Here is a 24,204-nt window from a genome sequence, read left to right on the forward strand (position 1 = left end):
AAAACGTCCTTTCTTTGCTGTTCGCTATCGACTATTATAGCATCTTTAAGCTTTTCTTATAAAAAAAACAATAAAAAACAGAGCATTCAATGCTAGAATAATAAAGCATTCTTTTCGAATGAAATTACGTCTAGAGCCGTATAACAAAGAAAGTCATTTATGCTACACTTAACCAAAGGAGCGTGAAGTAATGGATTGGAAACACATCCTTCACAAAATAAAGACCGGTTGGCTGACCTTTTGGCGCTGGTTAAAACCGTATTTGCAGCAATTTCATCAATGGCGCAAGCGGGTTTGGAAAAAATACCACGTAAATAAAATTTTTATTTTACTTAGTTTAGTTGCTATCTTAATCATGAGCGGGTATTTGTTTTATATCGCCAAAAATACGAAAGTCAGTGAATTAGAGTCAGGTCTGAAAGAATCGACGGTGATTTTTGATGCCAATGGTGATGAAGCAGGGCAGTTGTACTCGCAAAAAGGCACGTACGTTTCTCTTGATGCCATTTCCAGTGATGTGGTCAACGCCTTGATCTCAACCGAAGACCGCAACTTCTATAATCACCACGGGTTTGATATCAAGGGGATCGCTCGAGCAGCCCTGCGCATGCTGGTCAACCGCAGTGCCGAAGGCGGTGGGGGAAGTACCATCACCCAGCAGCTTGCCAAAAATGCCTATCTGTCCTTGGATCAAACCTTTAGTCGAAAAGCCAAGGAGCTTTTCTTAGCGATCGAGATCGAGAAGAAATATTCTAAAGATGAGATTTTGGAAATGTATTTGAACAGTTCCTATTTTGGTAACGGGGTTTGGGGCATTCAAGATGCCTCGCTAAAATATTTCGGTGTCAATGCTTCTGAACTAAGCGTGGGAGAAGCTGCGACGTTGGTGGGGATGCTCAAAGGTCCTTCGATCTATAACCCGATCGACAATCTGGAAAACGCCACGAACCGTCGCGATACCGTCTTGAGTTTGATGGTGGATAACGGCAAGTTGGACCAGTCCGTTGCTGACCAAGAATCACAAGTTGCCTTAGCCAATTTACTGTATGATGGATTTGGCAATTCAGAATCTGGCTATAAGTATCCTTATTATTTCGATGCGGTCATCGATGAAGCTGAATCCTATGGGTTGGACGCCGATGATGTCATGAATCGCGGCTACAAGATCTATACAGCACTGGATCAAAACTACCAAGCGCAAATGGAAGCTGCCTATAAAAACGATGCCTTGTTCCCTGAAAATGCCGCTGATGGCACGATGGTGCAATCAGGCTCTGTCGCACTTGATCCGAATACCGGTGGGGTGCAAGCGGTGGTGGGTCGTCGTGGCGAGCACGTCTTTAGAGGCTTTAATTTTGCCACGCAAATGAAACGTTCACCAGGCTCCACGATCAAACCGATCAGCGTCTTCGCCCCTGCCCTAGAAGCTGGGTTTGAACCCGATAGTATCCTGAAAGACGAGCCCCTCGATTTTTATGATGCTCAAAACTTTGATGGGACCTATGCTGGCGAAGCAGTCATGTATCAAGCCCTCGCCCAAAGCCTGAATCTGCCAGCAGTTTGGCTGTTGCATGAGATCGGCTTAGATCGTGGGTACAGCAAAGCACAAGAGTTTGGACTTTCCTTGACCGAATCCGACAAATATTATGGCTTAGCATTAGGTGGTTTGGAAAAAGGGGAATCACCCATGACGATGGCAGCAGCGTATGGCGTTTTCGCAAATGGCGGGTATTACTACAAACCGCATTTGATCACCAAAATCGTTGATTCAACTGGTGCCGTGATCGTTGACAATACGTCTGTGCAAGGCAAACGGGTGATTTCTAAAGAGACCGCTGATAAAATGACGAGCATGATGCTCGGCACCTTTTCTAACGGGACGGGTGTTAGTGCCAGTCCGTACGGCTTTACGATCGCCGGTAAGACGGGTACGACAGAGACCAACTTTGATGCTTCTAAGGTCAATGACCAATGGATCGTCGGCTATACTCCTGATATGGTTCTTTCAACTTGGTTAGGATTTGAGCATGTGAGTGAAGATCATTACTTAACGGGAACCAGTGGGCAAGTCGTTGGGAAAATATTCAAAGCAGAGGCCGAAAGCTTACTGCCTTATAGTCAAGGTACCCAGTTCCAAGTCGCAGACGCTTATTGGACAGGCGGAAAATTGATGGCAGCCGATGAAGTACCAGATCCTGAGAGCAGTACGTCACAAAATGGCAATGATTGGCAGAAAACCATCGATGACTTTGCCGAAAGCGCCAAAGAAGGTATGAAGGAATTCGGCAGCAAGATCAAAGAAGGAACGAAAGAACTGTTTGGCGGCTTGTGGAATTCCATCAGCGGAAATTAAAGGAATTAGGCAACTGCTAGTCTAGAACCTGAGAAGAATGGTATACTAGAAAAAAAGAGGAGGCGTCAAAATGGCAAATATTTATGATACAGCAAACCAATTAGAACGTGAATTACGCGAGTCAGAACAGTTTCAAGATTTGAAAGGTTCTTTCGACCGCTTGAAAGCAAATGAAGAAGCGTATGCGTTATTCAAAGAGTTTCAAGAGTTGCAACAAAGCCTGCAACAAAAAATGATGGCTGGCGAAGAAATGACAGAAGAAGAAGCGCAAAAAGCCCAAGAATTATCGCAAAAAATTCAACAAGACGGCATTGTTTCTGACTTGATGCAAAAAGAGCAAGCCTTCAGCTTAGTAGCCAATGACTTGAACCGCATCATCATGGGTCCTGTAAGAGATCTATACGAAGCGTAATCGCCAACAAACAAAGACCAAAGAAGCAAGTGAATCTTCAGAGCAATCGGCTGCAACTGCAAGAGCCTTTTCCAAAGAAGTTTCAAAATCGCTTCTTTGGTTTTTTTTATGAAAAAGGCGAACAAATTTTCGTATTTTGCTGACGAAATGCCTGAGAAATGTTATGATAGAAGCATTAAGGAGGGAGAAAGAAATGCGATTTTTACATAGTGCAGACCTGCATATCGACCGGTCATTTGAAGGGGTTCATTTGTTATCTGAAAAAGTGAAGACCCAACTCCCTGCCATCAATCAAAAAATCATCCGTAATTTGGTGGATGTTGCCTTAGAAAAAGCGGTCGATTTTGTTTTGCTGGCTGGGGATACATTCCATCAAGCACGGCCGAGTCTAAAAGTGCAGCATGACTTTTTTGCCCAACTGCAACGACTAGGGGAAGCACAGATCCCTGTCTATATGATTTTCGGCAACCATGATTATTATGATCCGCAACGGTACTGGTTTGCTTTTCCAGAAAACGTCATTCTCTTTTCATCAGAAGAAGTTCAAACGGTTCAAGGAACAACGAAAAACGGTGAAACCTATGCAATCAGTGGATTTAGCTACCAACATCCTTGGATTACTGAAAATAAAGTAACAGAATTTCCTGCAAGAGCAGCGGTGGATTACCATATCGGGCTTTACCATGGGGACCAAGCTGGTGAACGGTATGCCCCCTTTTCAATCAGTGAAATGAAGCAAAAAGGCTATGATTATTGGGGCTTGGGGCACATCCATGTACCTAAGACGCTCTCAGAGCAGCCACCGATTCTCTATCCAGGTACACCTCAAGGAAAGACCAAGAAAGAACAGGCGACTGGGGTGATTTTGGCAGACTTAACGCCGCAGGGACCAACGATCGAGCGCTTGGAGATCGCAGAGATCGCTTGGCAAAAGCAAGTGGTCGCCTTAGCGGATGTGACTGCCTCGAATGCCGTATTGCCAGCGATCATCGAGCGCTTAAAAAGTCCTGGTTCGCGCTTGCTGCATCTGGTGTTGACCGATGTGCAGCAGCTGCCGCCAGATTGGTTTCCAGCTGCGGAAAAAAATGAATGGCTGACCTACCTCAATGAACGGTTGGCACAAACAGAGCCGCTGCAAGTGATCTATGCCCTTGAAGTCGAGCAAGCCAATGAAGACAAGATCGCATTGGCGGTATCAGAAGATTATATGCTGCAGTTTTTAGCGATGTATGAGTCGCCAGAGATGTTTGCGGATCGATTGTCGGATCTATTGCAGCATCCACTGATCCAGCGGGGGATCACCCATGAATCATTTCAAGAAGAAGTCTTGCAGCAAGCCAAGCAATTGTTGAAAGACGACTTTCAATGGGAGGAGCAGTCATGAGAATTTTAAAAGCAGAGATTACCGGTTTTGGGAAATACCATGAACAAAGCTTTGCCTTTCATCCGAAAAATCAGCTGCTCTTTGGGCACAACGAGATCGGAAAATCGACGTTGTATCAATTTATTGCCGCCATTTTGTTTGGCTTTTCGAAAAAGACAGCCAAGAAAAAAGACTATACCCCCAAAAACGGTGCTGCTTACGGTGGCAAGTTATGGTTGGCGCTGGAACCCTTCGGCGAAGTGATCGTGGAACGCTATCGGCAAGTGGACCGTGGTCGTGCCAAAGTCCATGTCGCTGGCCAGACGGTCGATGAGCAATGGCTGGCACAACACCTGCAGCCCCTCAATCGAGCATTGTTCTTCGATGTCTTTACTTTTCAGCAAGAGCAATTGACCCAGATCGATAAGCTAGAAGAAAATGAGCTGCACCAAGCGTTGATTTCTCTAGGGATCAGCGGCAGTCAAAAAATGCTGCAGCAAGTGGCGCAATATGAAACCACCAATCAGCAGCAATACAAGCCACGAGGGCAAAAGCTGCCTTTGAACCAAGCGTTAAAACAATTAGAAAAACTGCAAAAAACGATTGCGGAAAAAGAAAGCGAAGAAAGCCGCATCCAACAGCAGTATCAACAGATCGCCCAGCTGCAAGAACAGATCCAAGACTTGCGGCACCAGTATCAAGCATTGAATGACGCTTATCAGGAAAATCAGCAACAGCTGAGTCACTGGGGCCTTTATGAAGAGTGGCAGCAAATGGCACCAGCAGATACGCTAGCCGATCCTCAGCAAGTCCAAGCCATCAAACAGTTTTATCAGCAGTATCAGCAGCTGACGGAAGAAATTCGCAAAAAAGAAGCCGAATTAGATCAGTTGGAGCAAGGAAAAGAATCAGACAAGTATTTCTTTTACCTTGATCACGAGCATCAGATCAATCACTTGCTGCAGCAGCAAGTGACGATGGCGCGTTTGGCAGATCGTGAAGCAGCAGCCAATCAACAAGAAACAGTCGCCATCACAGAGTTGAATCGCTTGATTGAAAAGCGCCAGTGGAGCAGAAAATCGCCGCCGCTAGTAACGGCTTCGATCCATGAACAAACCACACGTTTACTGCAAGAACGTGTGCAGTTAGAAGAGCTCGAAAAGCGCATGAGGCATTTAGAAGAAAAAGCGCAACCTTTGCAAGACACCGCGGCCCGCTTAGAACAGCAGCATCCTCAATTGATTGGCCGCAAGCCCGTTTCTCGCCCACTATGGCCGCTAGGGATCGTCGGTGGGCTAGTCGCAGTGATCGGTATCTTTTTGCCAAGTCCCTGGCGCTGGCTTGCATTAGGTGCGGGGATCGCAGCGATCATCGGCAGTATTTTGCCGCTGATGAAAGCAGCACCAAACAAGCAGCAAGGCATCAAGCAAGAATGGCAGACGGTCCTCATGCAGCTGGATCTGCTGGGCGAAGAGTTGGCACAGCTGGAAAATGAACAGCAGCAAAAGCAGCAGCAGATCAGCCGTGCCCACCAAGCGTTGACACCCTTTTTTGGTGATTTGCCGGTGGAAAACTGGCAGTCGAATCTATTCGCCTATGATGAAGATGTTGCTAGCTATCAAGCCTACTCACAGCAGCGCAAGCAAGCCTATCAAGAACGGCAAGCGGTCACGGAAGAATTGGCCCCCTTTGAGGAGCAATTCCGCCCGTATGCGGAGTGGCTGCCGCTGCAAAACAAAACCTTGTTAGAAAAAGCGGCGATGTTGCAGAAGTTTCATGAAGAGATGCAAACGATCAAGCTTTCGCGGTTGCAACAACCTAGCACGTTACTGGCCCAACAATTGACCCGTACCCGCAACGAACGCGACCAGCTGTTTGCCCAAGCCAGTGCGCTCTTGCAGCAGCAAGGGTTAGATCACCCTGCAGAAATCAGCCTCTGGTTGAAGCAATGGGAAGCAGCGCAGCGCACGCAGCAGCGAGCAGAAGAATTGGCGGGGATGTTAACACCGATCTATCCCAAACCAGTCACACAAGCAGAATTGCTGCAGCAAAAAGACCAGATCAAGCAGCAGCAAACACAGCTTCAGGCACAAATGCAGCAGTTGACGGAACACAAACAACGCTTGGAATTAGAAGCAGCAGCCAGTCAAAAAAACGGCACCTTGAATCAGCTTTATCAAGAAGAAAGTGAGCTGAAGGCGGTCATTGAAGAACTCGCTGTGGCATGGGGCAGTCGTCAGTTGGCGGCTTCAATTTTGACGGATGTCACGACTGAATTGTCAGAACAGCAATTGCCGCAGCTATTGTCAGCCGCTTCGACTTATTTTGAACAGCTTTCAAACGGACGTTATCAAAAGATTCTTCTGGAAAATGGTCTGTTAGTAGCGGCAAATGCCAGCGAGACCTTTTCGATCATTGACTTGTCCACAGGAACGAAGGATCAGTTGATCATGGCGTTACGTTTCGGTTATCTAGCGCTGCAAAAAAATCACCCGTTGTGCCCGATCATTATTGATGATGGTTGGTTGCATTATGACAGTGTTCGTAAGGAACGCTTCGCAGCACTATTAAAAGAGTTTGGACAAAGTTATCAAGTAATTTGTTTGTCTTCTGACCAAGAAATGGTAAGCTATTATCAGAAGTACCAGCAGCCTATCCAGGATCTGAGTAAAGGAAGTGAAAGATTTGGCTGATCGGCCAAATAAGCCCATGAAAAAAATTCGTGAATTAACTGTTGATGAAACGTTTCAACTTTTCTTACTGATCAAAAATGCCGATGTACGGATCGCGAAAAACGGCAAAAAGTTTATTGCCTTCACGTTTCAGGATACATCTGGCACGATCGATGGAAAGTTTTGGGATGCATCAGATGAAGAAATCGCTCGTTTTGAACCCGGGAAAGTGGTACTACTAGATGGGAAACGAGAAGTTTACCAAGGCAATCCGCAAGTCAAAATCATGCATTTGCGTTTAGCGAAGCCGGAAGAACCCCACGAACCAAGCCAATACATGGAAAAAGCGCCCTTGCGAAAAGAAGAGATGGAAGAAGAAATCAGTCAAACCTTGTTTGAGATCACAAATCCTCACTGGAATCGCATCGTCCGTTTCTTGTTGAACAAGTATAAAAAGGAATTCTTTGATTTTCCAGCTGCGAAGCGCAATCACCATGCCTTCGCCAGTGGATTGGCGTATCATACGACAACTATGCTGCGTTTAGGAAAAGCGATCGTCAAAGAATACCCTGAATTAAATGCGTCACTGCTGTATGCGGGCATTATTTTACATGATTTAGGAAAAGTGATCGAGTTGACAGGTCCCATGACGACAGAATATACCTTAGCGGGGAATCTAGTAGGGCATTTGGTCTTAGTGGATGAAGAAATCACGCAAGCCTGTATTGCTTTGAAATTTGATGACAAACAAGAAGACATCGTTGTTTTGCGGCATATGGTCTTAGCCCACCATGGCTTGTTAGAATATGGGTCACCTGTTCGGCCCCGCATAATGGAAGCGGAGATCCTCCATCAGATCGATAATTTGGATGCTTCCATGCAAATGATGCTGACCTCGATCCGCCTGACAGAACCTGGTCAATACACAGACCGAATTTTTGGCATGGACAATCGGAGTTTTTATGTACCAAAAGAAGTGTAGCAGTGATGTTGCAGCTTGATCGATCAAAGTGAATGATAGAAAGAACAAAAACCACGCTAGGCTTGCTTAGCGTGGCTTTTTTAGCTGCTGGAAAAAACAGTTGAATCGTAGATAGAAATCTAATCGGCACAAAAAAAGAAGCACCGCTATGACGGCACTTCTTTGTTCGTTTATTCAGCAGAAGAATCTGTAGCACTTTCACTTGTTGCAGTAGAATCATCGGTTGCCTCAGTAGCAGAAGAATCTGCTGCTGAGCTGTCTGTTGCATCTGTTGCAGAAGAGTCAGCAGTTGAATCTTCTGTTTCGGCAGCTGTGATGTAATCAGAAAGCAAGTCTGCTAAGTCAGAGTCTTTCATTTTCACATTGGCTGCTTGCAATTCTTGACCGATCGTTGCTGCCATAAAGGTTGAATCATTCAACAACGTGTTTTGAGCAATTTCAGTCAATTCATCTTTGTATTTATCCATATCGTTGCCTTTGTCTTGGTTTTTCACCATTTTCACGATATAGTATTCCGTCGTATAAGTCGACGTGTTGGTTGCAGAGATCACTTCAGAGATTTCACCATCTTTTAAATCAAAAGCGGCTGTTTTCACTTCGTTTGGCACAGCAGTTGACGTAGAATCGAATTTGATCGTTCCGCCATCTTCTTTTGTTGCTGCATCCGTTGATTTTTCTTTAGCGATTTCGCCAAAGTCAGCATCATCTTTTTTCGCTTCTTCTAAGACATCTTTGGCATCATCTTCACTTGCTACTTTGATGATTTGTGCTTCTACTTCTGGGTGGAAAGAATCCCAAGCAGTTTTCATTTCTTCATCAGTAATATCCATGTTGGCTTTTAAGCCTTCACGTAACGCAAGCTGTTCTTTCAATTCTGCACGGTAAGATTTCACCGTATAACCAGAAGCAGTCAAGGTTGATTCAAAGGAATCACTACCGCCGTATTGTTCAGCCACGTTGTTGAATTGTTCGTCGATCATTTCTTCAGTCACGTCATCGCCGTATTTTTCATTAAAGACTTTTAAGACGATCATTTGACGCAACGCTTGTTGGTTTTCTGAACTTGTTTTTGCTTTGTCATAAAAATCTTGAACAGTGATTTTACCGCCCTTCATTGTTGCGATTTCCTCACTTGAGTTTCCACAAGCCGCTAATGCAAAAAGACTCATTGCACTGACTGCTACTAAAAGTAATTTTTTCTTCATTCGTTTAAGCACTCCTAATTCTAAAAAGATTCATAATAATCACTGCACCTACTATACCACTTCTAGAAATGGTTGGGAAGAAAACAGTGGATGTTTCAAACAAAATTCATAAAAACTACAAATTTTCGATTTGTTTGTCATCCGCTGCGCTTTGGGCTTGAATCGTCGTAATGTGTTGATTCAATTGCTCCATTTGGGTCTTGATCCGAGCAAGGCGCGGTTGGGCTTGGAATTTGAAGGCTTCCAAATCTTTCGTGAAAGACTCCGTAACAACAGGGATCGTTTCGTCGATCGTTTTGCGGGTCACCATTACGGCATCTTTTAGCTGTTTGACGCTGTCATTGAATTCTAAGGTCGCTTCTGTCGTGTCATCTAAATAGCGAATCAATTCTTCACGGGTTTCATTGCCGCTTTTCGGTGCAAAAAGCAAACCGCCTAAGCCGCCGGCGATGGACCCGAATAATAGTCCTTTAAGAAAATTGCCGATCATTTAGTCCACCTGCTTTCCAATTTTTTCGGCGATTGCCGCTAGTTCTTCCCCCGTGTAATTGTCTGCGTGATTGCCAAAATGGATCTTGAAATCATCGTCTTTGCTGTAACGAGGAATCAAATGGACATGGGAATGGAAGACCGATTGATACGCCAATTCTTTATTGTTGTTGATGATATTTAAGCCTTCGATTTCAGGGAATGCTTTTTCGATCGCCCGAGCAATCTTAGGGATGCGGGCAAAAACCGCTGCTGCCAACGTTTCATCGTACTCAAAAATATCCGTCACATGGGTTTTGGGAATCACCAATGTATGACCAGGGGTGACTTGGGAAATATCTAAAAAGGCATAAACTTGCTCATCCTCGTAGACTTTGTAGCTAGGGATCTCACGATTGTTGATTTTACAAAAAATACAATTTTCCATTGTAAAAAAACCTCCTTGATCTATTACCTCTACTTTACCATATTTTGCTTTTTTTCGTCTGGTTTCCTCTTTGAAAAAGTCGGAACAAGGCAACTGTTCCTTCAACAAAGGCGCTTTTTTAAAGAAATGCGAAAAGCGAGCGAGAAACGCTTGCATTTAGATTCCAACAACCCTAGACTTAATATCAGAAATCAATTGGAAAGAAGGAACCTATGAAACCGATCATCAAAGAAACCTTACAGAAAAAAACAACGACTTCAGCGAAGCTCCGCTACTTGGCTTATGCCTATAAAGAATGGTTGATTGCGATCACGCTTTTTGTGGTGTTCGCAGGTTCGATCACCTATTCGCTAACGCGTCCAAAAGAAGAAGTAGTCAATGCCGCCATCGTCACTGAAACAGCGATGGACCCTACGGTGCAGAGTGAATTGGAGACAGCCATTGAGACCTGGGCGATCGACCAAGGGTATCAAAAAGAAGAGTTGAGGATCAGTCTGGTTTCCTATGCTGAACCTGCTGCTGTCCAAGCCTTTACTACCCGTCTTGCCGCCGGTGCGATCCAAATGGTCATTTTTCCAGCGAGTGATGCACAACTGTGGCAAGAACGCTTTGGCAGCCAAGAATTGCCGCAAGAAACCATTACAGTGGGAGAAAACGAATTTATCTTACAAGTCACGAATAAAGAAAAATAAGCAACGGTTTTGCTAGCGGATTGAAAAAAGAGCCTACGTTGACAGAAAGCCGTAATTAGGCGAATCGGAGGAAAAGAATGACTTTACAAGTAGCAAATGTGACAGGCGGTTATAACCAGCTGCCAGTCTTAAAAAATATTGATTTTACGATCGGCGATGGTGAGCTCGTTGGTCTGATTGGCTTGAATGGGGCGGGGAAGAGTACGACGATCAAAGAAATCATCGGGTTACTGCAACCTCACAGCGGGACGATCACGATCGACGGCTTGACCTTGAAGGAGAACCCAGAGCAATACCGCAAACAAATCGGGTATATTCCCGAAACCCCATCTTTATATGAAGAATTGACCTTAAGAGAGCACATTGAAGTGACAGCGATGGCCTATGACCTTCCGCAAGAAGAAGCCATGAAGCGAGCGGAGCGTTTGTTAAAAACCTTTCGCTTAGAAAACAAACTCGATTGGTTCCCAGCAAACTTCTCAAAAGGGATGAAACAAAAAGTCATGGTGCTGTGTGCCTTTTTGATTGAGCCAAGCGTCTACATCATTGATGAACCTTTTCTAGGATTAGATCCTTTAGCGATCAATGCGTTATTGGAGCTGATGAATGAGATGAAACAAACCGGGGCATCAATTTTGATGTCCACCCATATTTTAGCAACCGCAGAGAAGTATTGTGACAAATTCATCCTACTGCATAACGGTGAGATCCGCGCACAAGGGACATTGGCGCAGCTAAGAAGCCAATTTCAAGCGCCAGAAGCCTCCCTTGATGATCTGTACCTCGCACTGACAAAGGAGAGTCAAGCATGAAGCAGTTTTTCTCGCAACGCTTACAGCGGCATCAAAAACAGATGACACGCTATTTGCGCTATGTCTTCAATGATCATTTTGCTTTGATCAGCACCTTCTTAGTGGGAGGTCTGGGGCTGTATTATTCAGAATTGCTAAAAACATTGCCGCGGCCGTTTCCATTAGGCGGCATCATCGTGGTCGCTGTTTGGCTCTTCGTTTTACCGCTGGGACGCTTAGCGACACTGACGAAACCGGCAGATTTGATTTTTCTGTTAGCCAAAGAAGGGCAAATGAGAAGTTACCTCAGTCAAGCCCTGCGTTATTCCCTCTGGCTGCCCTTTGGGGTCTTATTTTTAGCCGTAGGAGCAACGATGCCTTTGGTCGTGGTCACCGCAAACAGTACATTTGCTTCCTTTCCCTTCTTTTTAGGAATGATGTGGCTGTTAAAACTGGGGGATCTTTCACTGCAGCGGATTCGGTTGTATCAAGAAACACAGCAGCAAGTCAAACAGCAGCGAGGAATCTGGTTCGCCAGTGCGTTAGCTGCCACACTTGCCAGTATTTATGTAGCACCTTGGCTAGGGTTGGTGATCAGCATCCTCCAAGCAATCTGGTTCCTCTTTGGCGTGAAATCTAATCGTCAGCTCTTGGATTGGGACTATATGATCCAAGCCGAGCAATCGCGTTTATTACGGATTTATCGATTTATCAACTTGTTTACAGATGTTCCCCAAATCACGACGGAAGCCAAACGACGCAAATACCTCGACTGGTTGCTGGCAAAGATCAAACCAGCCCAAAGCAATACGTATCTTTATCTTTACTTGCGCCGAGTGATTCGTGGTGGGCAATACGGCGGTCTTTATGTCCGTTTATCCTTGATTGGTGGCTTCGTCTTATTCTTTGTCGATGAGCTTTGGATCAGTCTGCTGATCGGCTGCTTGTTTCTTTATCTGATCGGTTTCCAACTGATCCCTTTGATCAATGAATTTCAATACATGGTTTTGACCCATTTGTATCCCGTGCCAGAAAAACAAAAAGCCGCAGCAATCAAAAAAATTATCGGGTCACTTTTGCTTGTGACGACTGTTTTTTTCGGCGTGATCTGTTGCTTGCGCTTGCCCGTTGTTTGGCAAGGGGGCATCGCTTTTGTGGGCTTCTTCCTCTTTGCGGGTCTTTTTTTAGGCATCTACTTGCCAGGGCGATTAAAGAAAATGCACGCCTGATCCTCAGGAAACCTCTCTTACAAAAAGCGAACGCATATGCGCTTGACGGCGACCCTTTAGGAAGCTAGAATAAGAGGTACTGCGAAATAAGGAGAGAAGCTAGGATGGATATTCGCTTGGATCAAGATTGGCGTATGCGGCCGATCAAAGGCGACACCGGGAAAGCCTATATCGGGCTCAAGGACAACGACAAAGTCTTTATCAAACGAAATACGACCCCGATGCTTGCGGCACTCTCTAAAGAGGGCATTGCACCCAAACTCGTCTGGACGAAACGGACGGGAAATGGGGATACGCTCTCCGCACAAGAATGGCTGGATGGACGGGTCTTAGATCCCGATGAGATCGGCCAAAGAAATGACGTCATTGATGTGTTGTATCACTTGCATCATTCAAAAACGCTGGCACAGATGCTAAGCAAAATCGGCGGACAAGTCAGATCGCCTGAACAAATGCTGATGGATTATCAAGATCAGCTGCCTTCTGCGGTGGCTCAAAACCGTTTTATTCATTTGGTCACCGAGTATTTAAAAGCCAATATTCCAGCTTTTGACGAGCAAAAAGCCGCGGTCGTCCATGGCGATGTCAATTATCGAAATTGGCTGGTTTGTCAAAACTATTTGTATTTAGTCGATTGGGATTCCGTGATGTTTGCAGATCCAGCAATCGATATCGGGACTATTTTAGGTCACTATGTGCCGCTATCCAGCTGGTCCCATTGGCTGGTGCGCTACGGTATCCATAGCAGCAGCGAAGTGATCGAAAAAATTTATTGGTATGCATTGTTGAGTATGCTGCAAGAGGTCAAAAAATATTATCTGCGGGGCGATTACAAAGCCATGAATGCAGAGATTTTACAATTAAAACGAATTTATAGTGAATGAAGAGAAGATGGAGCGAGGCAATTTGGTTCCATCTTGTTTTTTCGGAAAGGAAGAAACATGAGAGTAAGAAAACGTGCAGGTGCAAAAGAGCTGATTGAAGCTCATCCACAATACGTCGTTGCAGAGCCTACCGAATGGAAAGGGCGTTGGCATGAACGCTTTGGCAATGATCATCCGCTACACATCGAGATCGGCATGGGAAAAGGTCAATTTATTACGGAAATGGCGAAAGCTCATCCCGAAATCAATTATATTGGGGTAGAGATGCAGATCAGTGTCGTTTCGATCGCACTGGATAAAATGATCGAGCAGGAGATCCCAAACTTGCAGCTGCTGCATGTGGATGGTTCGGTTTTGACCAACTATTTTGAAGACAATGAAGTAGACCAGATCTATTTGAATTTTTCTGATCCATGGCCTAAGAAGAAGCATGAGAAGCGCCGTTTGACTTCTAAAGCCTTTTTAGCGGTGGACGAGCAAATTTTACGACCTAATGGCGAAATCCATTTCAAAACGGACAACCAAGGATTGTTTGAGTATTCCTTAGCGAGCTTTTCTCAATATGGCATGATCATCAAACAAGTTTGGTTGGACCTGCATAACAGTACCTTTGAGAACAATATCATGACGGAATATGAAGAAAAATTCTCAAGCCGCGGGCAGCGAATCTATCGAGTGGAAGCCCAATTTGTGGCAAAAGACCCGCAGGAATAAAGAAGAGACGAAAGACGAAGCAAATTTGCTTCGTCTTTTTTTTCTATTCTCAAAAGGCTTGCGTATTTCTTTTTAGGAGGGATAAGTCGTGGATATTCAAGCATTCTCAGATGAGTTGATTCACTATGGCAGACAAGAACGCATGCAGGATCTGGCCATTTTGCCGAGCGGTACACAGATGGAGGTGATTTTCAGTAAAAGCTATCTCAGAAAGACCTATCAAGTACTGACCAACGAAGAAGCCCAGCAGCTGATCACTCGCTTCAAATTTTTAGGAGGAATGGAGGTGGGAGAACGACGCAAAGCTCAGTTAGGAGCAGTCAGTTATCCGTTAGGCGATCAGCTGCAGCGGCTGCGCATCTCCACAGTCGGTGATTACCAAGGGCGTGAAAGTCTCGTGATGCGGTTTCTTTATCCTTTGACTCAGGAGCACCTGCGCTATTTTTTTGCAGAAGACGTCCAGCAGATCCAACAGGCAACCAAACAAAGAGGGCTGTATTTGTTTTCTGGCCCCACTGGCTCAGGGAAATCGACCCTCATGTATCAATTAGCTCGGGCAACCAAGGGGCAAATCATTACCATCGAAGATCCTGTGGAGATCGAGGAGCCGCGCTTTTTACAGCTGCAAACCAATTTGAAGATCGAACAAGACTATGATGAATTGATTCGCTTGTCCTTGCGGCATCGTCCAGACCTGCTTTTGATCGGCGAGATTCGTAACAAAGAAACGGCGCAAGCCGCTGTACGAGCCGCTCTGACAGGTCACCGAGTATTTGCCACGATCCATGCCCGAGGTGTAGCAGAAACCAAGACGCGGCTGCTGGAATTGCTCGGGCCAGACGATCGTCTGGCACATGCGCTGCAAGGGATCATTTATCAGCGATTGTTGCCAAATGAAGCGAATGAACCTCATGGATTGCTGGCATATCACTTTTATGAGGGGCAAGTGGAAAAAAAGTGGCAGCAGGTATTAAAACAAGTGAAAGAAAGTGGGTGGATCAGCGATGAAGTTTATGAAAAAGAAGCCCCAGCTACCACGCCGTGCAACTGAAGCCCTCTTAGTCACCTTCACGGTGTTATTGGAGAGTGGCTTTTCCCTACAAGAAAGCCTCCAAGTGCTGCTGCGCAGCCGCCAGTTTTCTGAACCTGTGATCGAACAGCTAATTGTACATCTCGCCCAAGGGCAAAGCTTTGCAGCAGCGGTAGCGCCGTTGTCGTTATCGGCTACTGAAAAAAGTCAGCTTCATTTAGCAGAAAATCATGGGGATCTCACGGCGACCTTGCGGCGGATGGTCGACTACCATAAATTGGTCAACAAGCAAAAACAGCTGCTGTACAAAGTAGCTGCCTATCCGCTTTTGTTACTGGTCTTTTTAATAGCTGCGCTTTTTGGGATGCACCGCTTTTTATTGCCCCAATTGCTAGCCTCTGGCATGATCGACGAAGGTCATTGGGGCATTCGCGCCATCACTTGGGCACCAGCAGTACTTATCCTCTTCTTGTTGTTAAGTGTGCTGCTTTTTGTGATCAGCCGCTGGGTGTTTGCCCGCCGCACTGCCTTGCAAAAAGCTGTGTTTTTCAGCCACCTGCCATTGTTCGGAGCATTGTACACGAGTTATCACACGAGTTTTTTCGCATTGGAATGGGGCAAGTTGTTTCAGCAAGGGTTAGATATCCAACAGATCATCGAGTGTATGGAGCACACCAATAAAGCTACCTTGATCCAAGAATTAGCACGAGAACTGCGAGTGACCTTGACACTTGGGGGCGAACTCCCAGAAAAACTTCGTCATTTCTCGTTTCTCACACCCGAATTTTCTTTGATCGTCTTTCAAGGAGAAGTACGAGGAAAGTTAGGAGAAGAGCTTTTTTTATACAGTCAATTATTGATGGAACGCTTGTTTCAACGAATCGAAAAAGCCATTCACTGGGTTCAGCCTCTGATTTTTTTGTTGGTTGCTTTAATGATCGTTGGGATCTATGCCGCTATGTTTTTACCAATCTATGGAAATATCCAAGGAGTGATCGAATGATAGAAAAGAAAGTAGCATCTCCTCGCAAGCAGGGGATTTGGCGTGTCAAAAAAGGCTTTACATTGGTTGAAATGCTAGTCGTTTTATTAGTGATCAGTATTTTGGTTTTGTTGTTTGTCCCAAATCTTGCCAATCAAAGAGGAATCATTGATGAGAAAGGAAATGCGGCGATCGTGAAAGTAGTGGAAACCCAGATCGAACTCTTTCGTCTAAATGAAGATCGGGTGCCTTCGAAAGAAGAATTGATTGCAGAAGGGTATGTATCTGAGGAACAATATGCGATTTATGAGCAAAGAAAGTGAGAACAATGGCACTAGGGGATTTTCTGGGTTTACCTTGATGGAAAGTCTCTTGGTACTCTTGGTCAGTAGTCTCTTTCTCTTTTTCCCCGTCGTGGCTATCGAGTACTATCAACGATCTGCGGAAGTTTTCGGCTTTTGTGCTCGCTTAGAAAAAGGACTCTATACCTTGCAGCAATCGGCCATCATCGATAACACACAAACCCGAGCAATCTATCAAGCAGAGCCAACACCAACTGTTTCATTTTACGGCGCTGCAACTGAGCCAGTCACCAAGATCGACGTTCCTCCTCAACTAGCGATGCAGGCGTTTCCCGATATTCTTTTTAGTAGTCAATCCGGCAACAACAGCAGTCTGCGAAGGATCATTTTCTATTGGCAGGAGAAAAAGCAAACCATCAGCTATAAGTTTTTATTTGGGAGTGGCCGTTATGAAAAAATCGTTGAATAGTGGGTTCATCTTAGCAGAAAGCCTGATTGGCTTTGGGGTCTTGGCAACTTGTGTGTTACTGTTTTTAGCAATGCAGACCGCTTCACTGACGCAAAGTGCGGCATTGCAAGAAAAAGCCCAAATGCTGCGGGTGCTGTATGAAGAAGTCCAGAACCACTCCTTTGATGCGTCAACCATTACCTACACGACGCAGCGTCAGGCAGTCTATCAAGTTCGCTTTTGGCAAGCAGCGCAGCATCAACAAGCACGCATCCAAAGCTGCGAGCAGCTCTGGGAGATCGTGTATGAAGAGTAAAGGCTTTACTTTGTTGGAGTGTCTGTTGTCTTTATGGGTATTGGCGATCTGCTTATTGCTGATCAGCGGGATCGTTAAGCACCTCGCACCCGTCAATCAGCAGATCATGGCTCGCAAAGATCAAGAATGGCATGTGTTTTTGTTTCAGCTGGAACGGGAATTAAGTACCTGTACCTATCTATCGGTCAGTGAGACCACACTGTATTTGAGAAGCAGTCAAAACAATTCGGTCACCATCGATCGCATCAATCGCGTGCTGCGAAAGCGGGACAACAATGGGTATCAACCACTATTGACAGAAGTAACGGATGTGTCTTTTGAGAAAATTGGCGCAGCGATCCGCTTTACCGTTTCCTTTGAGAATGGAGAGCAGAAAATTGGACAATGGAAAATTCACACACAAGAGGCGGCATAAAGGCGGTATTTTACTCACAGCATTGTTGTTTGTGCAGCTGTTGAGCTTGATGTTATTGCTAGTGTTAGAAAACAGCCGCACAACAGCCCTTTTTTATACAAAAACCATTGAAACCTATGAAGCCCGCATCATGAGCGAACTGTTTCATACGGAATTCTTGCAAAACGAATTGGCAGATCAAGGGTCACGACTTTATAATGTAGGAAAGTTAACCTATGAACGGCAAGGACAACTCTTACAGATCGAGTGCCATGTCAAAAGCCGCCGCTTTACATTTACCTTTTTGTTACCCGAAGAAGAGCCTGAAATAGACACAGATGACCAAGAAGAATAGTACAGGAAAAGGATGGTTGTTTCGACCATCCTTTTTCATACAGAAATAGAAAAAGAATGTTTACAGCTTCACAAATTATTCTAAACGAAAGCGATTGATTATTTTGGATGAATCGGCTAAAATTAAACAGGTATATATGTTGTTATAGTTTTGAAAAGAGGTGCAAGATGTCCGCAGAAAAAATGGAAACGTCTTTTCATTTGACCGTTGAAGCGATCCAACTGCTTCAAAACGCATTGGAAACGTCTTTTTTTGATGCTTACGTAGAGACGATCGAAAATTTTGTTGATCAATACCAAGTTCGCGTGATCGATGGGGTACCAGATGAAGCAACTGCTGCTCGTTTAGAAACCATCTATCAAGAAATTCGAGCAATGGAACTATCGGCAGAAGAAAAACGCAAGCTTGCGCAGTTGGTTTTGTTGAAAGGCAGCCAAACGGAGCGCCTGCAGGCCAATCACCAACTGACACCAGATAGTCTTGGGTTTTTATTCGTCTATTTGATCGAGCAGTTGAGTAGTGCCGACCAACCAGTGAAACTTCTTGATTTATCGGTAGGCATGGGGAATCTCTTATTGACAGTCTTGCTGAATCTGCAATTAGCGAAGCGTCCAGTAGAAGGAACCGGTGTGGATATTGACGAAACCTTGTTGGCGATCGCAGCTGCAACTGGCGAATGGACCAAAGCGCCCTTGCATTTGTTCCATCAAGATGGCTTGCAAGAGCTTTTGATCGAACCGATGGATCTGGCGATCAGCGATCTACCGGTGGGCTATTACCCACAAGATGACAAAGCCCGCAGCTTCATTACGGCGGCTCCAGAAGGGCACAGTTACGCCCATCATTTGTTGCTGGAACAAGCGATGAACTATGTCAAAGCTGGCGGTTACGGTTTGTTCTTAGTACCAAGCAACTTTTTGGAAACGGAACAGAGTGAATTTTTGAAAAAATGGCTGAAAGAAAAGGTTTATTTGCAAGGAATGATTCAGCTTCCTGAAGAACTCTTTAAAAATGAACATTCACGTAAAAGTATTTTGCTTTTACAAAACCATGGAGGGACAAGCAAACAAGCAGACGAAGTCTTGCTGGTCAAGCTAGCCTCACTGAAAGAACCAAAGAACATCACAAAACTTTTTGAACAATTTGCGGCTTGGAAAGCAGCAAATCTGTAATATAATTCGGATAAGGAGATCATCATGTCAAAAACAATCGCAATCAATGCTGGAAGTTCAAGTTTAAAATGGCAATTATATCAAATGCCAGAGGAAACAGTTGTCGCTAAAGGAATCGTTGAACGAATCGGTTTGAAAGATTCTATCTTTACCATCAAATATGGGGAAGATCAAAAATTCGAACAAATCATCGACATCAACGATCACGAAGTAGCTGTAAAAATGTTATTGGATCAACTGATCGAATTAAACATTTTAGGTGCCTATGATGAAATCACTGGCGTCGGTCACCGCGTCGTTCACGGCGGAGAAGATTTCCCTGATTCAGTTGTGATCACAGACGAAGTGATGGAACGCATCCAAGCATTGGCTGAATTTGCGCCATTACACAACCCAGCAAACTTGATGGGGATCACTGCTTTCAAAAAAATCTTGCCAGAAATCATCAGTGTCGCTGTTTTTGATACTTCTTTCCATGCAACGATGCCAAAACACAATTACCTATACAGCTTGCCATTAGAGTACTATAACGAATTTAAAGTACGTAAATACGGCTTCCACGGTACAAGCCACCGTTATGTTTCTGAGCGTGCAGCAGAAATGTTAGGTAAACCAATCGAAGAATTAAAAATCATCACTTGCCATCTAGGGAACGGTGCGTCGATCACTGCGGTTGACGGCGGAAAATCAGTAGATACATCAATGGGCTTCACGCCATTAGCTGGTGTAACGATGGGCACACGTTCAGGTGACATCGATCCTGCTGTTTTGCCTTACTTAATGGAAAAATTAGATTTGAATATCGATGAAATGGTGGATGTTTTAAACAAAAAATCTGGTTTATTAGGTTTAACTGGTATTTCCAGCGACATGCGCGATCTAGAAGCAAACTACGACAAAGAAGAAGTCAAAGTTGCTTATGACGTCTTTACTGACCGCATCCGTAAATACATCGGTGGCTATGTCACAACCATGAACGGTGTTGATGCGATCGTCTTTACTGCTGGTATCGGTGAAAATGATGCCCACGTCCGCAGCGAAGTTATCAAAGGCATGACTTGGTTTGGTTGCGAATTAGATGCCGATCAAAATGCAAAACGCGGCGAAGAATTAGTGATCTCAACTGAAGAGTCAAAAGTCAAAGTACTTTTGATCCCAACAGATGAAGAATTAATGATCGCTCGCGATGTGGAACGTTTACGCGGCTAAGCGAAAACCTTCCTTAGAATAGAAGCTGAAACACATGCAAGAGAAATGCTTGCATGTGTTTTTTTGTAGGAAAGTCCGCAAAATGGGGCTAGAGAGAAAAATTGGTGAAGACCATTTTCTAATTTTTTAAACAGATAATTTAATAATTATACATATGAGAATTGGCTCATACTGCACCTAGGTGGAGGGCTTCTCATTTTGCTTTCATTTGAATTTAAATTTCCCTCCTTTTTTACAAGATGTTCTCAGGGAAATACCCTTGTAAAAGTTGCCAAATGGGAATAAACTGGCATTTGTGAATTTTCAGAAAAATTCCGCTATTTTATTTTCATTAATTTTTATAAGGGGCCATTACATATGGAAAAAGAAAAAACATTCTTAGGTCAGCCGCGAGGGCTGTCGACTTTATTCTTCACGGAAATGTGGGAACGATTCAGTTATTATGGTATGCGGGCGATTTTGGTGTACTTCATGTACGATGCAGTTGCCAACGGCGGCTTAGGGTTGCCAAAAGGAACGGCTGTGGCGATCATGTCGATTTACGGTTCCTTAGTGTATATGTCAAGTATTGTTGGCGGCTGGATCTCGGACCGTCTGTTAGGATCAAATAAATCCGTCTTTTATGGTGGGATCTTGATCATGTTAGGACACATCGTTTTGGCAACACCTTTAGGGATTCCAGCGTTGTTTGTGTCCATGATGCTGATCGTCATCGGAACCGGACTCTTGAAATCCAACGTGTCGGGTATGGTGGGGCATTTATACAGCAAAGACGATATCCGTCGGGATGCTGGTTTCTCGATTTTCTACATGGGGATCAATATTGGCGGCTTGTTAGCACCGATCATCGTCGGGATCTTAGGACAAGAGGTCAACTACCACTTAGGCTTTTCGATTGCTGCTATCGGGATGTTCATCGGTTTGGTGCAGTATTATGTGCAAGGAAAAACCACGTTGAAAAGTGTAGCGATCGCGCCAACGAATCCCTTATCGGCAGCCGAAAAGAAAACCTTCTTCCGAGCAGTCGTTCTGGTTCTTCTCGCATTGGCAGTGTTGTTTGGCGCAGCAGCTGCAACTGGCCATCTGACGGTGGATTTCTTCATCAACTTTATCAGTGTTCTAGGTATTTTCTTACCGATCTACTACTTTACCAAAATGCTCCGTTCGAAAGATGTCACACCAGATGAAAAGAAAAAAGTGTTGGCCTACATTCCGCTGTTTTTGTCAGCGATCGTCTTTTGGTCATTGGAAGAACAAGGCTCATCGATCTTGGCATTGTTTGCCGCTGACCGTACGCAATCAACGTTATTCGGCATCAATATTCCAGCAAGTTTGTATCAAACCTTAAATCCACTTTTTGTCGTCTTATTGACACCTGTCTTTGTCTGGTTGTGGACCAAACTAGGCTCTCGTCAGCCACGGACAGAAGTGAAGTTTGCCATCGGTTTAGTCTTAGCCGGTTTGTCCTTTCTATTGCTAATGCTGCCAAGCCTCTTGTTTGGAGTAGAAGAACGGGTCAGCCCATTATGGTTGGTATTGAGCTTCTTCATCATGATTGCAGGGGAAATGTGTCTTTCACCGGTGGGCTTGTCGGTGACGACCAAACTTGCGCCGAAAGCCTTCGAAGCACAAACCTTGGCGATTTGGTTGTTAGCAGACGCTTCTTCACAAGCCATCAATGCGCAAATCGCTCGGTTCTACACACCGCAAACAGAAGGGATGTACTATGGCATCGTCGGCGGAGTAGCCGTTGTTGTCGGTATCATCTTGTATTTAGCTAGAAAACCGATCCGCAACTTGATCGGCAACATTCATTGATCAAAAAATAAAAACTTGATTTTCCGCCTATGCATGGATTGAACAACCCATGCATACGGTAGGAAAATCAAGTTTTTTTGTTGCAAATCAATCTCTTAATCAATCAAGGGGCTCAATGGCTGGTGCGTGATCTGCTGCTGTGCAATGACCAGGGCTTCTTGGAAGTGCTGCTGTAAAAAGTAGCGGTCATGGCTGACCGCCAACAGGGTCCCTTGATAATCTTGCAGCATTTCTTCAATTTCTTCTCGGGCATAGCTGTCGAGATGATTGGTTGGTTCATCCAAAATCAGGACGTTGATTTTTTCTAAAAAGAGTTTCAGTAACGCCAAACGGATTTTTTCACCACCAGATAAATCTTTGATTCGTTTGGCCACATCACTTTGATAAAACCCACTTTTGGCCAATTGCCGACGAGCAGCCTCTTCGTTTCCTGTCAACGTCTGTACGTAGGCCAACAAGCGACTCTCAGGATCGGCAAACTGCAGCTGTTGGGGCAAATAGCCAATTTGTAAGCTGCTGCCGCGCTTGATAGTGCCGCCGCTAGGAAGCTCCTCACCGAGAAGTAATTTGAGTAAGGTTGATTTTCCAGTACCATTGTCGCCAATGATGGCTAGATGCTCCCCACGGTAGATTGCAAAACTACTGTCTTTGAATAGGAGCTGATCGGCATATTGCTGGTGCAAGTCGCAAACGATGAACACCTCTTTGCCTGATTTTCCGCCATTTGCCAAGCCTTGTAGCCGATTTTTCGGGGGCGCTGGCGGTTTGACCAGCGTAAGTTTCGCTAGGCGGCGTTCCAATTCTTTGGCTTTTTTGAAGAAGGATTCATTGTCTCCTTCATGGCCCCACTGACGAAACCGACGAATCATGACTTTTAGCCGCTGGACTTCTTTTTGCTGCAGTTCGTAATTTTTGGTCAGCTCCGCCAAGCGAGCTTCTTTTAAGACACGAAATCGGCTGTAATTTCCAGGATACTCAACCAAGGCGCCTTCTTCCAGTTCCCAGGTCTTGGTGGTGACTTGATCGAGAAAGTGCCGATCGTGCGAAACGACTAGAACCGCTTTTTTCGTGTTCTGTAAATAATTTTCTAACCAGCGGATACTGGAAAGATCCAAGTGATTGGTTGGTTCATCCAGTAACAGCAGGTCAGCATCGGCAACTAACACTTTGGCTAAAGCGACTTTGACCCGTTCACCGCCGCTAAGCTCTGTTAAGCGTGCGTTCTGTCGATGGGGAATTCCTAAGCCTTGTAAGATCGCGGAAATTCGGTCTTCTAATCCATAGCCGCCCAGCTCTTCAAAGCGCTGCTGCAACTCGCCATAACGGATCAGACACTTCTCTAAATCAGTATCGGGTTCTGCCATCAAGGCTTCGTAATGGCTCATTTGCTGCTTGAGTTCTTGAATGGTAGCAGCAGAATGGAGCAGGTAGTGGGTAACGGTTGCTTCAGAAACTGTCAGCTCTTGCTCGACCGTCCCGATCCTCAAGCCTTTTTGGCGGCTGATAACGCCGCTATCGACGCCTTCACTGCCAGTCAAGATTTGTAAAAAGGTTGATTTGCCCGTTCCGTTGATGCCGACTAGGGCAATTTTTTCCCCAGCTTCGATTTGGCAGGATAACTCCTCAAATAACGGATTCCCGCCGATGGTTTTTTTAATAGCAATTGCTTGTATGATCATGATCTCTCTCCTTGAGACCACTCAAAAAGGCCATGGATATCCATGGCCAGTGTTATTTAAACTCAGATTCTCTTGAGAAAAATACCTTGAGATGGCCATTGATTTTACGTGAATTTCACTGTTTTGGACAGACTCGTCCCGTCAACAGCAACTGTAAAACCAATTGCATGGCTAAATGCGATATGGTATCGTTGGTAATTTTCATTACTTGTTATTTTAGTCATGCGCATCATGGTAGTTTCCCCTCCTTTGTGTCTTTGTCTTTTCAGTGTACCTGAAAGTATTA

General features: G+C 44.8%; 25 protein-coding genes. 20 read left to right on the forward strand and 5 right to left on the reverse strand.

Annotation, left to right across the window (positions count from 1 at the left end; all coding sequences use genetic code 11):
• Window positions 1-190 precede the first annotated feature (190 nt).
• The 5 genes from A5883_RS00160 (at window position 191) to A5883_RS00180 (ending at window position 7,782) form a co-directional block, all read left to right on the forward strand.
• The gene (locus tag A5883_RS00160) at window positions 191-2,353 is read left to right on the forward strand and encodes a PBP1A family penicillin-binding protein (protein ID WP_005227705.1); all 2,163 of its coding nucleotides are present in this window, start codon (window positions 191-193) and stop codon (window positions 2,351-2,353) included.
• 70 nt (window positions 2,354-2,423) lie between these two features.
• Window positions 2,424-2,765 carry a YlbF family regulator gene (locus A5883_RS00165; RefSeq protein WP_005227708.1) on the forward strand — a complete coding sequence of 114 codons (342 nt, stop codon included), beginning with the start codon at window positions 2,424-2,426 and terminating at the stop codon, window positions 2,763-2,765.
• Window positions 2,766-2,958: 193 nt separating this feature from the next.
• Window positions 2,959-4,149, forward strand: coding sequence for a metallophosphoesterase family protein (locus A5883_RS00170; RefSeq protein ID WP_254907801.1), 1,191 nt, complete (start codon window positions 2,959-2,961; stop codon window positions 4,147-4,149).
• Complete coding sequence (locus tag A5883_RS00175) at window positions 4,146-6,821, forward strand: AAA family ATPase (RefSeq protein WP_176323937.1); 2,676 nt, start codon at window positions 4,146-4,148, stop codon at window positions 6,819-6,821. Before A5883_RS00170 ends, A5883_RS00175 begins: the two co-directional genes overlap by 4 nt.
• Before the next feature lie 16 nt (window positions 6,822-6,837).
• On the forward strand, window positions 6,838-7,782 hold the full coding sequence (locus A5883_RS00180; protein WP_026008117.1) for a 3'-5' exoribonuclease YhaM family protein: 945 nt from the start codon (window positions 6,838-6,840) through the stop codon (window positions 7,780-7,782).
• 170 nt (window positions 7,783-7,952) lie between these two features.
• On the opposite strand, the gene A5883_RS00185 is transcribed toward A5883_RS00180, so the two are convergent.
• The 3 genes from A5883_RS00185 to A5883_RS00195 form a co-directional block, all read right to left on the reverse strand.
• Window positions 7,953-8,987 carry a peptidylprolyl isomerase gene (locus A5883_RS00185; RefSeq protein WP_005227715.1) on the reverse strand — a complete coding sequence of 345 codons (1,035 nt, stop codon included), beginning with the start codon at window positions 8,985-8,987 and terminating at the stop codon, window positions 7,953-7,955.
• Window positions 8,988-9,102: 115 nt separating this feature from the next.
• Entirely contained in the window at window positions 9,103-9,477 is a 375-nt protein-coding gene (locus A5883_RS00190) for a YtxH domain-containing protein (protein ID WP_060792575.1), read from the reverse strand.
• The gene (locus A5883_RS00195) at window positions 9,478-9,903 is read right to left on the reverse strand and encodes an HIT family protein (protein ID WP_005227719.1); all 426 of its coding nucleotides are present in this window, start codon (window positions 9,901-9,903) and stop codon (window positions 9,478-9,480) included.
• Window positions 9,904-10,115: 212 nt separating this feature from the next.
• Here A5883_RS00195 and A5883_RS00205 point away from each other — a divergent pair, with 212 nt between their 5' ends.
• From A5883_RS00205 to A5883_RS00275, 15 genes are all read left to right on the forward strand, one after another.
• Entirely contained in the window at window positions 10,116-10,595 is a 480-nt protein-coding gene (locus A5883_RS00205) for a hypothetical protein (RefSeq protein WP_010749019.1), read from the forward strand.
• A gap of 77 nt (window positions 10,596-10,672) precedes the next feature.
• Window positions 10,673-11,407: an ABC transporter ATP-binding protein gene (locus A5883_RS00210; protein WP_005227728.1), complete on the forward strand. Its 735-nt coding sequence runs from the start codon at window positions 10,673-10,675 to the stop codon at window positions 11,405-11,407.
• The gene (locus A5883_RS00215; RefSeq protein WP_015510486.1) at window positions 11,404-12,615 is read left to right on the forward strand and encodes an ABC transporter permease; all 1,212 of its coding nucleotides are present in this window, start codon (window positions 11,404-11,406) and stop codon (window positions 12,613-12,615) included. The genes A5883_RS00210 and A5883_RS00215 overlap by 4 nt, the downstream gene beginning before the upstream one ends.
• Before the next feature lie 104 nt (window positions 12,616-12,719).
• A complete protein-coding gene (locus tag A5883_RS00220) occupies window positions 12,720-13,499 on the forward strand; it encodes a phosphotransferase family protein (RefSeq protein ID WP_005227730.1) in 780 nt (259 codons plus the stop codon).
• A 57-nt stretch (window positions 13,500-13,556) separates the two neighbouring features.
• On the forward strand, window positions 13,557-14,213 hold the full coding sequence (trmB, locus tag A5883_RS00225) for a tRNA (guanosine(46)-N7)-methyltransferase TrmB (RefSeq protein WP_086337755.1): 657 nt from the start codon (window positions 13,557-13,559) through the stop codon (window positions 14,211-14,213).
• Between the two features lie 88 nt (window positions 14,214-14,301).
• Window positions 14,302-15,264: a competence type IV pilus ATPase ComGA gene (gene comGA / locus A5883_RS00230; protein ID WP_086337756.1), complete on the forward strand. Its 963-nt coding sequence runs from the start codon at window positions 14,302-14,304 to the stop codon at window positions 15,262-15,264.
• Complete coding sequence (gene comGB / locus A5883_RS00235; protein ID WP_034869028.1) at window positions 15,218-16,246, forward strand: competence type IV pilus assembly protein ComGB; 1,029 nt, start codon at window positions 15,218-15,220, stop codon at window positions 16,244-16,246. The genes comGA and comGB overlap by 47 nt, the downstream gene beginning before the upstream one ends.
• Window positions 16,243-16,548 (forward strand): competence type IV pilus major pilin ComGC, encoded by a 306-nt coding sequence (gene comGC, locus A5883_RS00240; protein ID WP_015510483.1) that lies wholly within the window; start codon window positions 16,243-16,245, stop codon window positions 16,546-16,548. Before comGB ends, comGC begins: the two co-directional genes overlap by 4 nt.
• The gene (gene comGD / locus A5883_RS00245) at window positions 16,523-16,996 is read left to right on the forward strand and encodes a competence type IV pilus minor pilin ComGD (RefSeq protein ID WP_086337757.1); all 474 of its coding nucleotides are present in this window, start codon (window positions 16,523-16,525) and stop codon (window positions 16,994-16,996) included. Before comGC ends, comGD begins: the two co-directional genes overlap by 26 nt.
• Complete coding sequence (locus tag A5883_RS00250; RefSeq protein ID WP_015510481.1) at window positions 16,977-17,291, forward strand: hypothetical protein; 315 nt, start codon at window positions 16,977-16,979, stop codon at window positions 17,289-17,291. The genes comGD and A5883_RS00250 overlap by 20 nt, the downstream gene beginning before the upstream one ends.
• Window positions 17,281-17,706, forward strand: a complete 426-nt coding sequence (gene comGF / locus A5883_RS00255; RefSeq protein WP_005227741.1) for a competence type IV pilus minor pilin ComGF — start codon at window positions 17,281-17,283, stop codon at window positions 17,704-17,706. The genes A5883_RS00250 and comGF overlap by 11 nt, the downstream gene beginning before the upstream one ends.
• Complete coding sequence (gene comGG, locus A5883_RS00260; protein WP_254907802.1) at window positions 17,669-18,040, forward strand: competence type IV pilus minor pilin ComGG; 372 nt, start codon at window positions 17,669-17,671, stop codon at window positions 18,038-18,040. The genes comGF and comGG overlap by 38 nt, the downstream gene beginning before the upstream one ends.
• Before the next feature lie 167 nt (window positions 18,041-18,207).
• Window positions 18,208-19,212: a class I SAM-dependent methyltransferase gene (locus A5883_RS00265; protein WP_086337758.1), complete on the forward strand. Its 1,005-nt coding sequence runs from the start codon at window positions 18,208-18,210 to the stop codon at window positions 19,210-19,212.
• Window positions 19,213-19,236: 24 nt separating this feature from the next.
• Entirely contained in the window at window positions 19,237-20,421 is a 1,185-nt protein-coding gene (locus tag A5883_RS00270) for an acetate/propionate family kinase (RefSeq protein WP_005233419.1), read from the forward strand.
• Window positions 20,422-20,778: 357 nt separating this feature from the next.
• A complete protein-coding gene (locus A5883_RS00275) occupies window positions 20,779-22,239 on the forward strand; it encodes a peptide MFS transporter (RefSeq protein ID WP_005227746.1) in 1,461 nt (486 codons plus the stop codon).
• Window positions 22,240-22,334: 95 nt separating this feature from the next.
• Here A5883_RS00275 and abc-f read toward each other — a convergent pair whose 3' ends face one another.
• Both abc-f and A5883_RS19405 read right to left on the reverse strand, forming a co-directional pair.
• Entirely contained in the window at window positions 22,335-23,918 is a 1,584-nt protein-coding gene (gene abc-f, locus A5883_RS00280; protein WP_086337759.1) for a ribosomal protection-like ABC-F family protein, read from the reverse strand.
• A 104-nt stretch (window positions 23,919-24,022) separates the two neighbouring features.
• Complete coding sequence (locus tag A5883_RS19405; RefSeq protein ID WP_005233423.1) at window positions 24,023-24,151, reverse strand: hypothetical protein; 129 nt, start codon at window positions 24,149-24,151, stop codon at window positions 24,023-24,025.
• Window positions 24,152-24,204: the final 53 nt, after the last annotated feature.

It is taken from the genome of Enterococcus sp. 5B3_DIV0040 (assembly GCF_002140755.1).
In the GTDB taxonomy this organism is placed as follows: Bacteria; Bacillota; Bacilli; order Lactobacillales; family Enterococcaceae; genus Enterococcus_D; species Enterococcus_D casseliflavus.

Bases quoted from the DNA above. Each gene is read 5' to 3' on its own strand.
- A5883_RS00250 (WP_015510481.1), top strand. From the start codon at position 16,977: ATGAAAAAATCGTTGAATAGTGGGTTCATCTTAGCAGAAAGCCTGATT.
- A5883_RS00165 (WP_005227708.1), top strand. From the start codon at position 2,424: ATGGCAAATATTTATGATACAGCAAACCAATTAGAACGTGAATTACGC.
- trmB (WP_086337755.1), top strand. From the start codon at position 13,557: ATGAGAGTAAGAAAACGTGCAGGTGCAAAAGAGCTGATTGAAGCTCAT.
- A5883_RS00170 (WP_254907801.1), top strand. From the start codon at position 2,959: ATGCGATTTTTACATAGTGCAGACCTGCATATCGACCGGTCATTTGAA.
- abc-f (WP_086337759.1), bottom strand. From the start codon at position 23,918: ATGATCATACAAGCAATTGCTATTAAAAAAACCATCGGCGGGAATCCG.
- A5883_RS00210 (WP_005227728.1), top strand. From the start codon at position 10,673: ATGACTTTACAAGTAGCAAATGTGACAGGCGGTTATAACCAGCTGCCA.
- comGB (WP_034869028.1), top strand. From the start codon at position 15,218: ATGAAGTTTATGAAAAAGAAGCCCCAGCTACCACGCCGTGCAACTGAA.
- A5883_RS00205 (WP_010749019.1), top strand. From the start codon at position 10,116: ATGAAACCGATCATCAAAGAAACCTTACAGAAAAAAACAACGACTTCA.
- A5883_RS00185 (WP_005227715.1), bottom strand. From the start codon at position 8,987: ATGAAGAAAAAATTACTTTTAGTAGCAGTCAGTGCAATGAGTCTTTTT.
- A5883_RS00220 (WP_005227730.1), top strand. From the start codon at position 12,720: ATGGATATTCGCTTGGATCAAGATTGGCGTATGCGGCCGATCAAAGGC.
- A5883_RS00275 (WP_005227746.1), top strand. From the start codon at position 20,779: ATGGAAAAAGAAAAAACATTCTTAGGTCAGCCGCGAGGGCTGTCGACT.
- A5883_RS00195 (WP_005227719.1), bottom strand. From the start codon at position 9,903: ATGGAAAATTGTATTTTTTGTAAAATCAACAATCGTGAGATCCCTAGC.
- A5883_RS00180 (WP_026008117.1), top strand. From the start codon at position 6,838: ATGAAAAAAATTCGTGAATTAACTGTTGATGAAACGTTTCAACTTTTC.
- A5883_RS00175 (WP_176323937.1), top strand. From the start codon at position 4,146: ATGAGAATTTTAAAAGCAGAGATTACCGGTTTTGGGAAATACCATGAA.
- A5883_RS00265 (WP_086337758.1), top strand. From the start codon at position 18,208: ATGTCCGCAGAAAAAATGGAAACGTCTTTTCATTTGACCGTTGAAGCG.
- comGC (WP_015510483.1), top strand. From the start codon at position 16,243: ATGATAGAAAAGAAAGTAGCATCTCCTCGCAAGCAGGGGATTTGGCGT.
- A5883_RS19405 (WP_005233423.1), bottom strand. From the start codon at position 24,151: ATGATGCGCATGACTAAAATAACAAGTAATGAAAATTACCAACGATAC.
- comGF (WP_005227741.1), top strand. From the start codon at position 17,281: ATGAAGAGTAAAGGCTTTACTTTGTTGGAGTGTCTGTTGTCTTTATGG.
- A5883_RS00215 (WP_015510486.1), top strand. From the start codon at position 11,404: ATGAAGCAGTTTTTCTCGCAACGCTTACAGCGGCATCAAAAACAGATG.
- A5883_RS00190 (WP_060792575.1), bottom strand. From the start codon at position 9,477: ATGATCGGCAATTTTCTTAAAGGACTATTATTCGGGTCCATCGCCGGC.
- comGD (WP_086337757.1), top strand. From the start codon at position 16,523: ATGCGATTTATGAGCAAAGAAAGTGAGAACAATGGCACTAGGGGATTT.
- A5883_RS00270 (WP_005233419.1), top strand. From the start codon at position 19,237: ATGTCAAAAACAATCGCAATCAATGCTGGAAGTTCAAGTTTAAAATGG.
- A5883_RS00160 (WP_005227705.1), top strand. From the start codon at position 191: ATGGATTGGAAACACATCCTTCACAAAATAAAGACCGGTTGGCTGACC.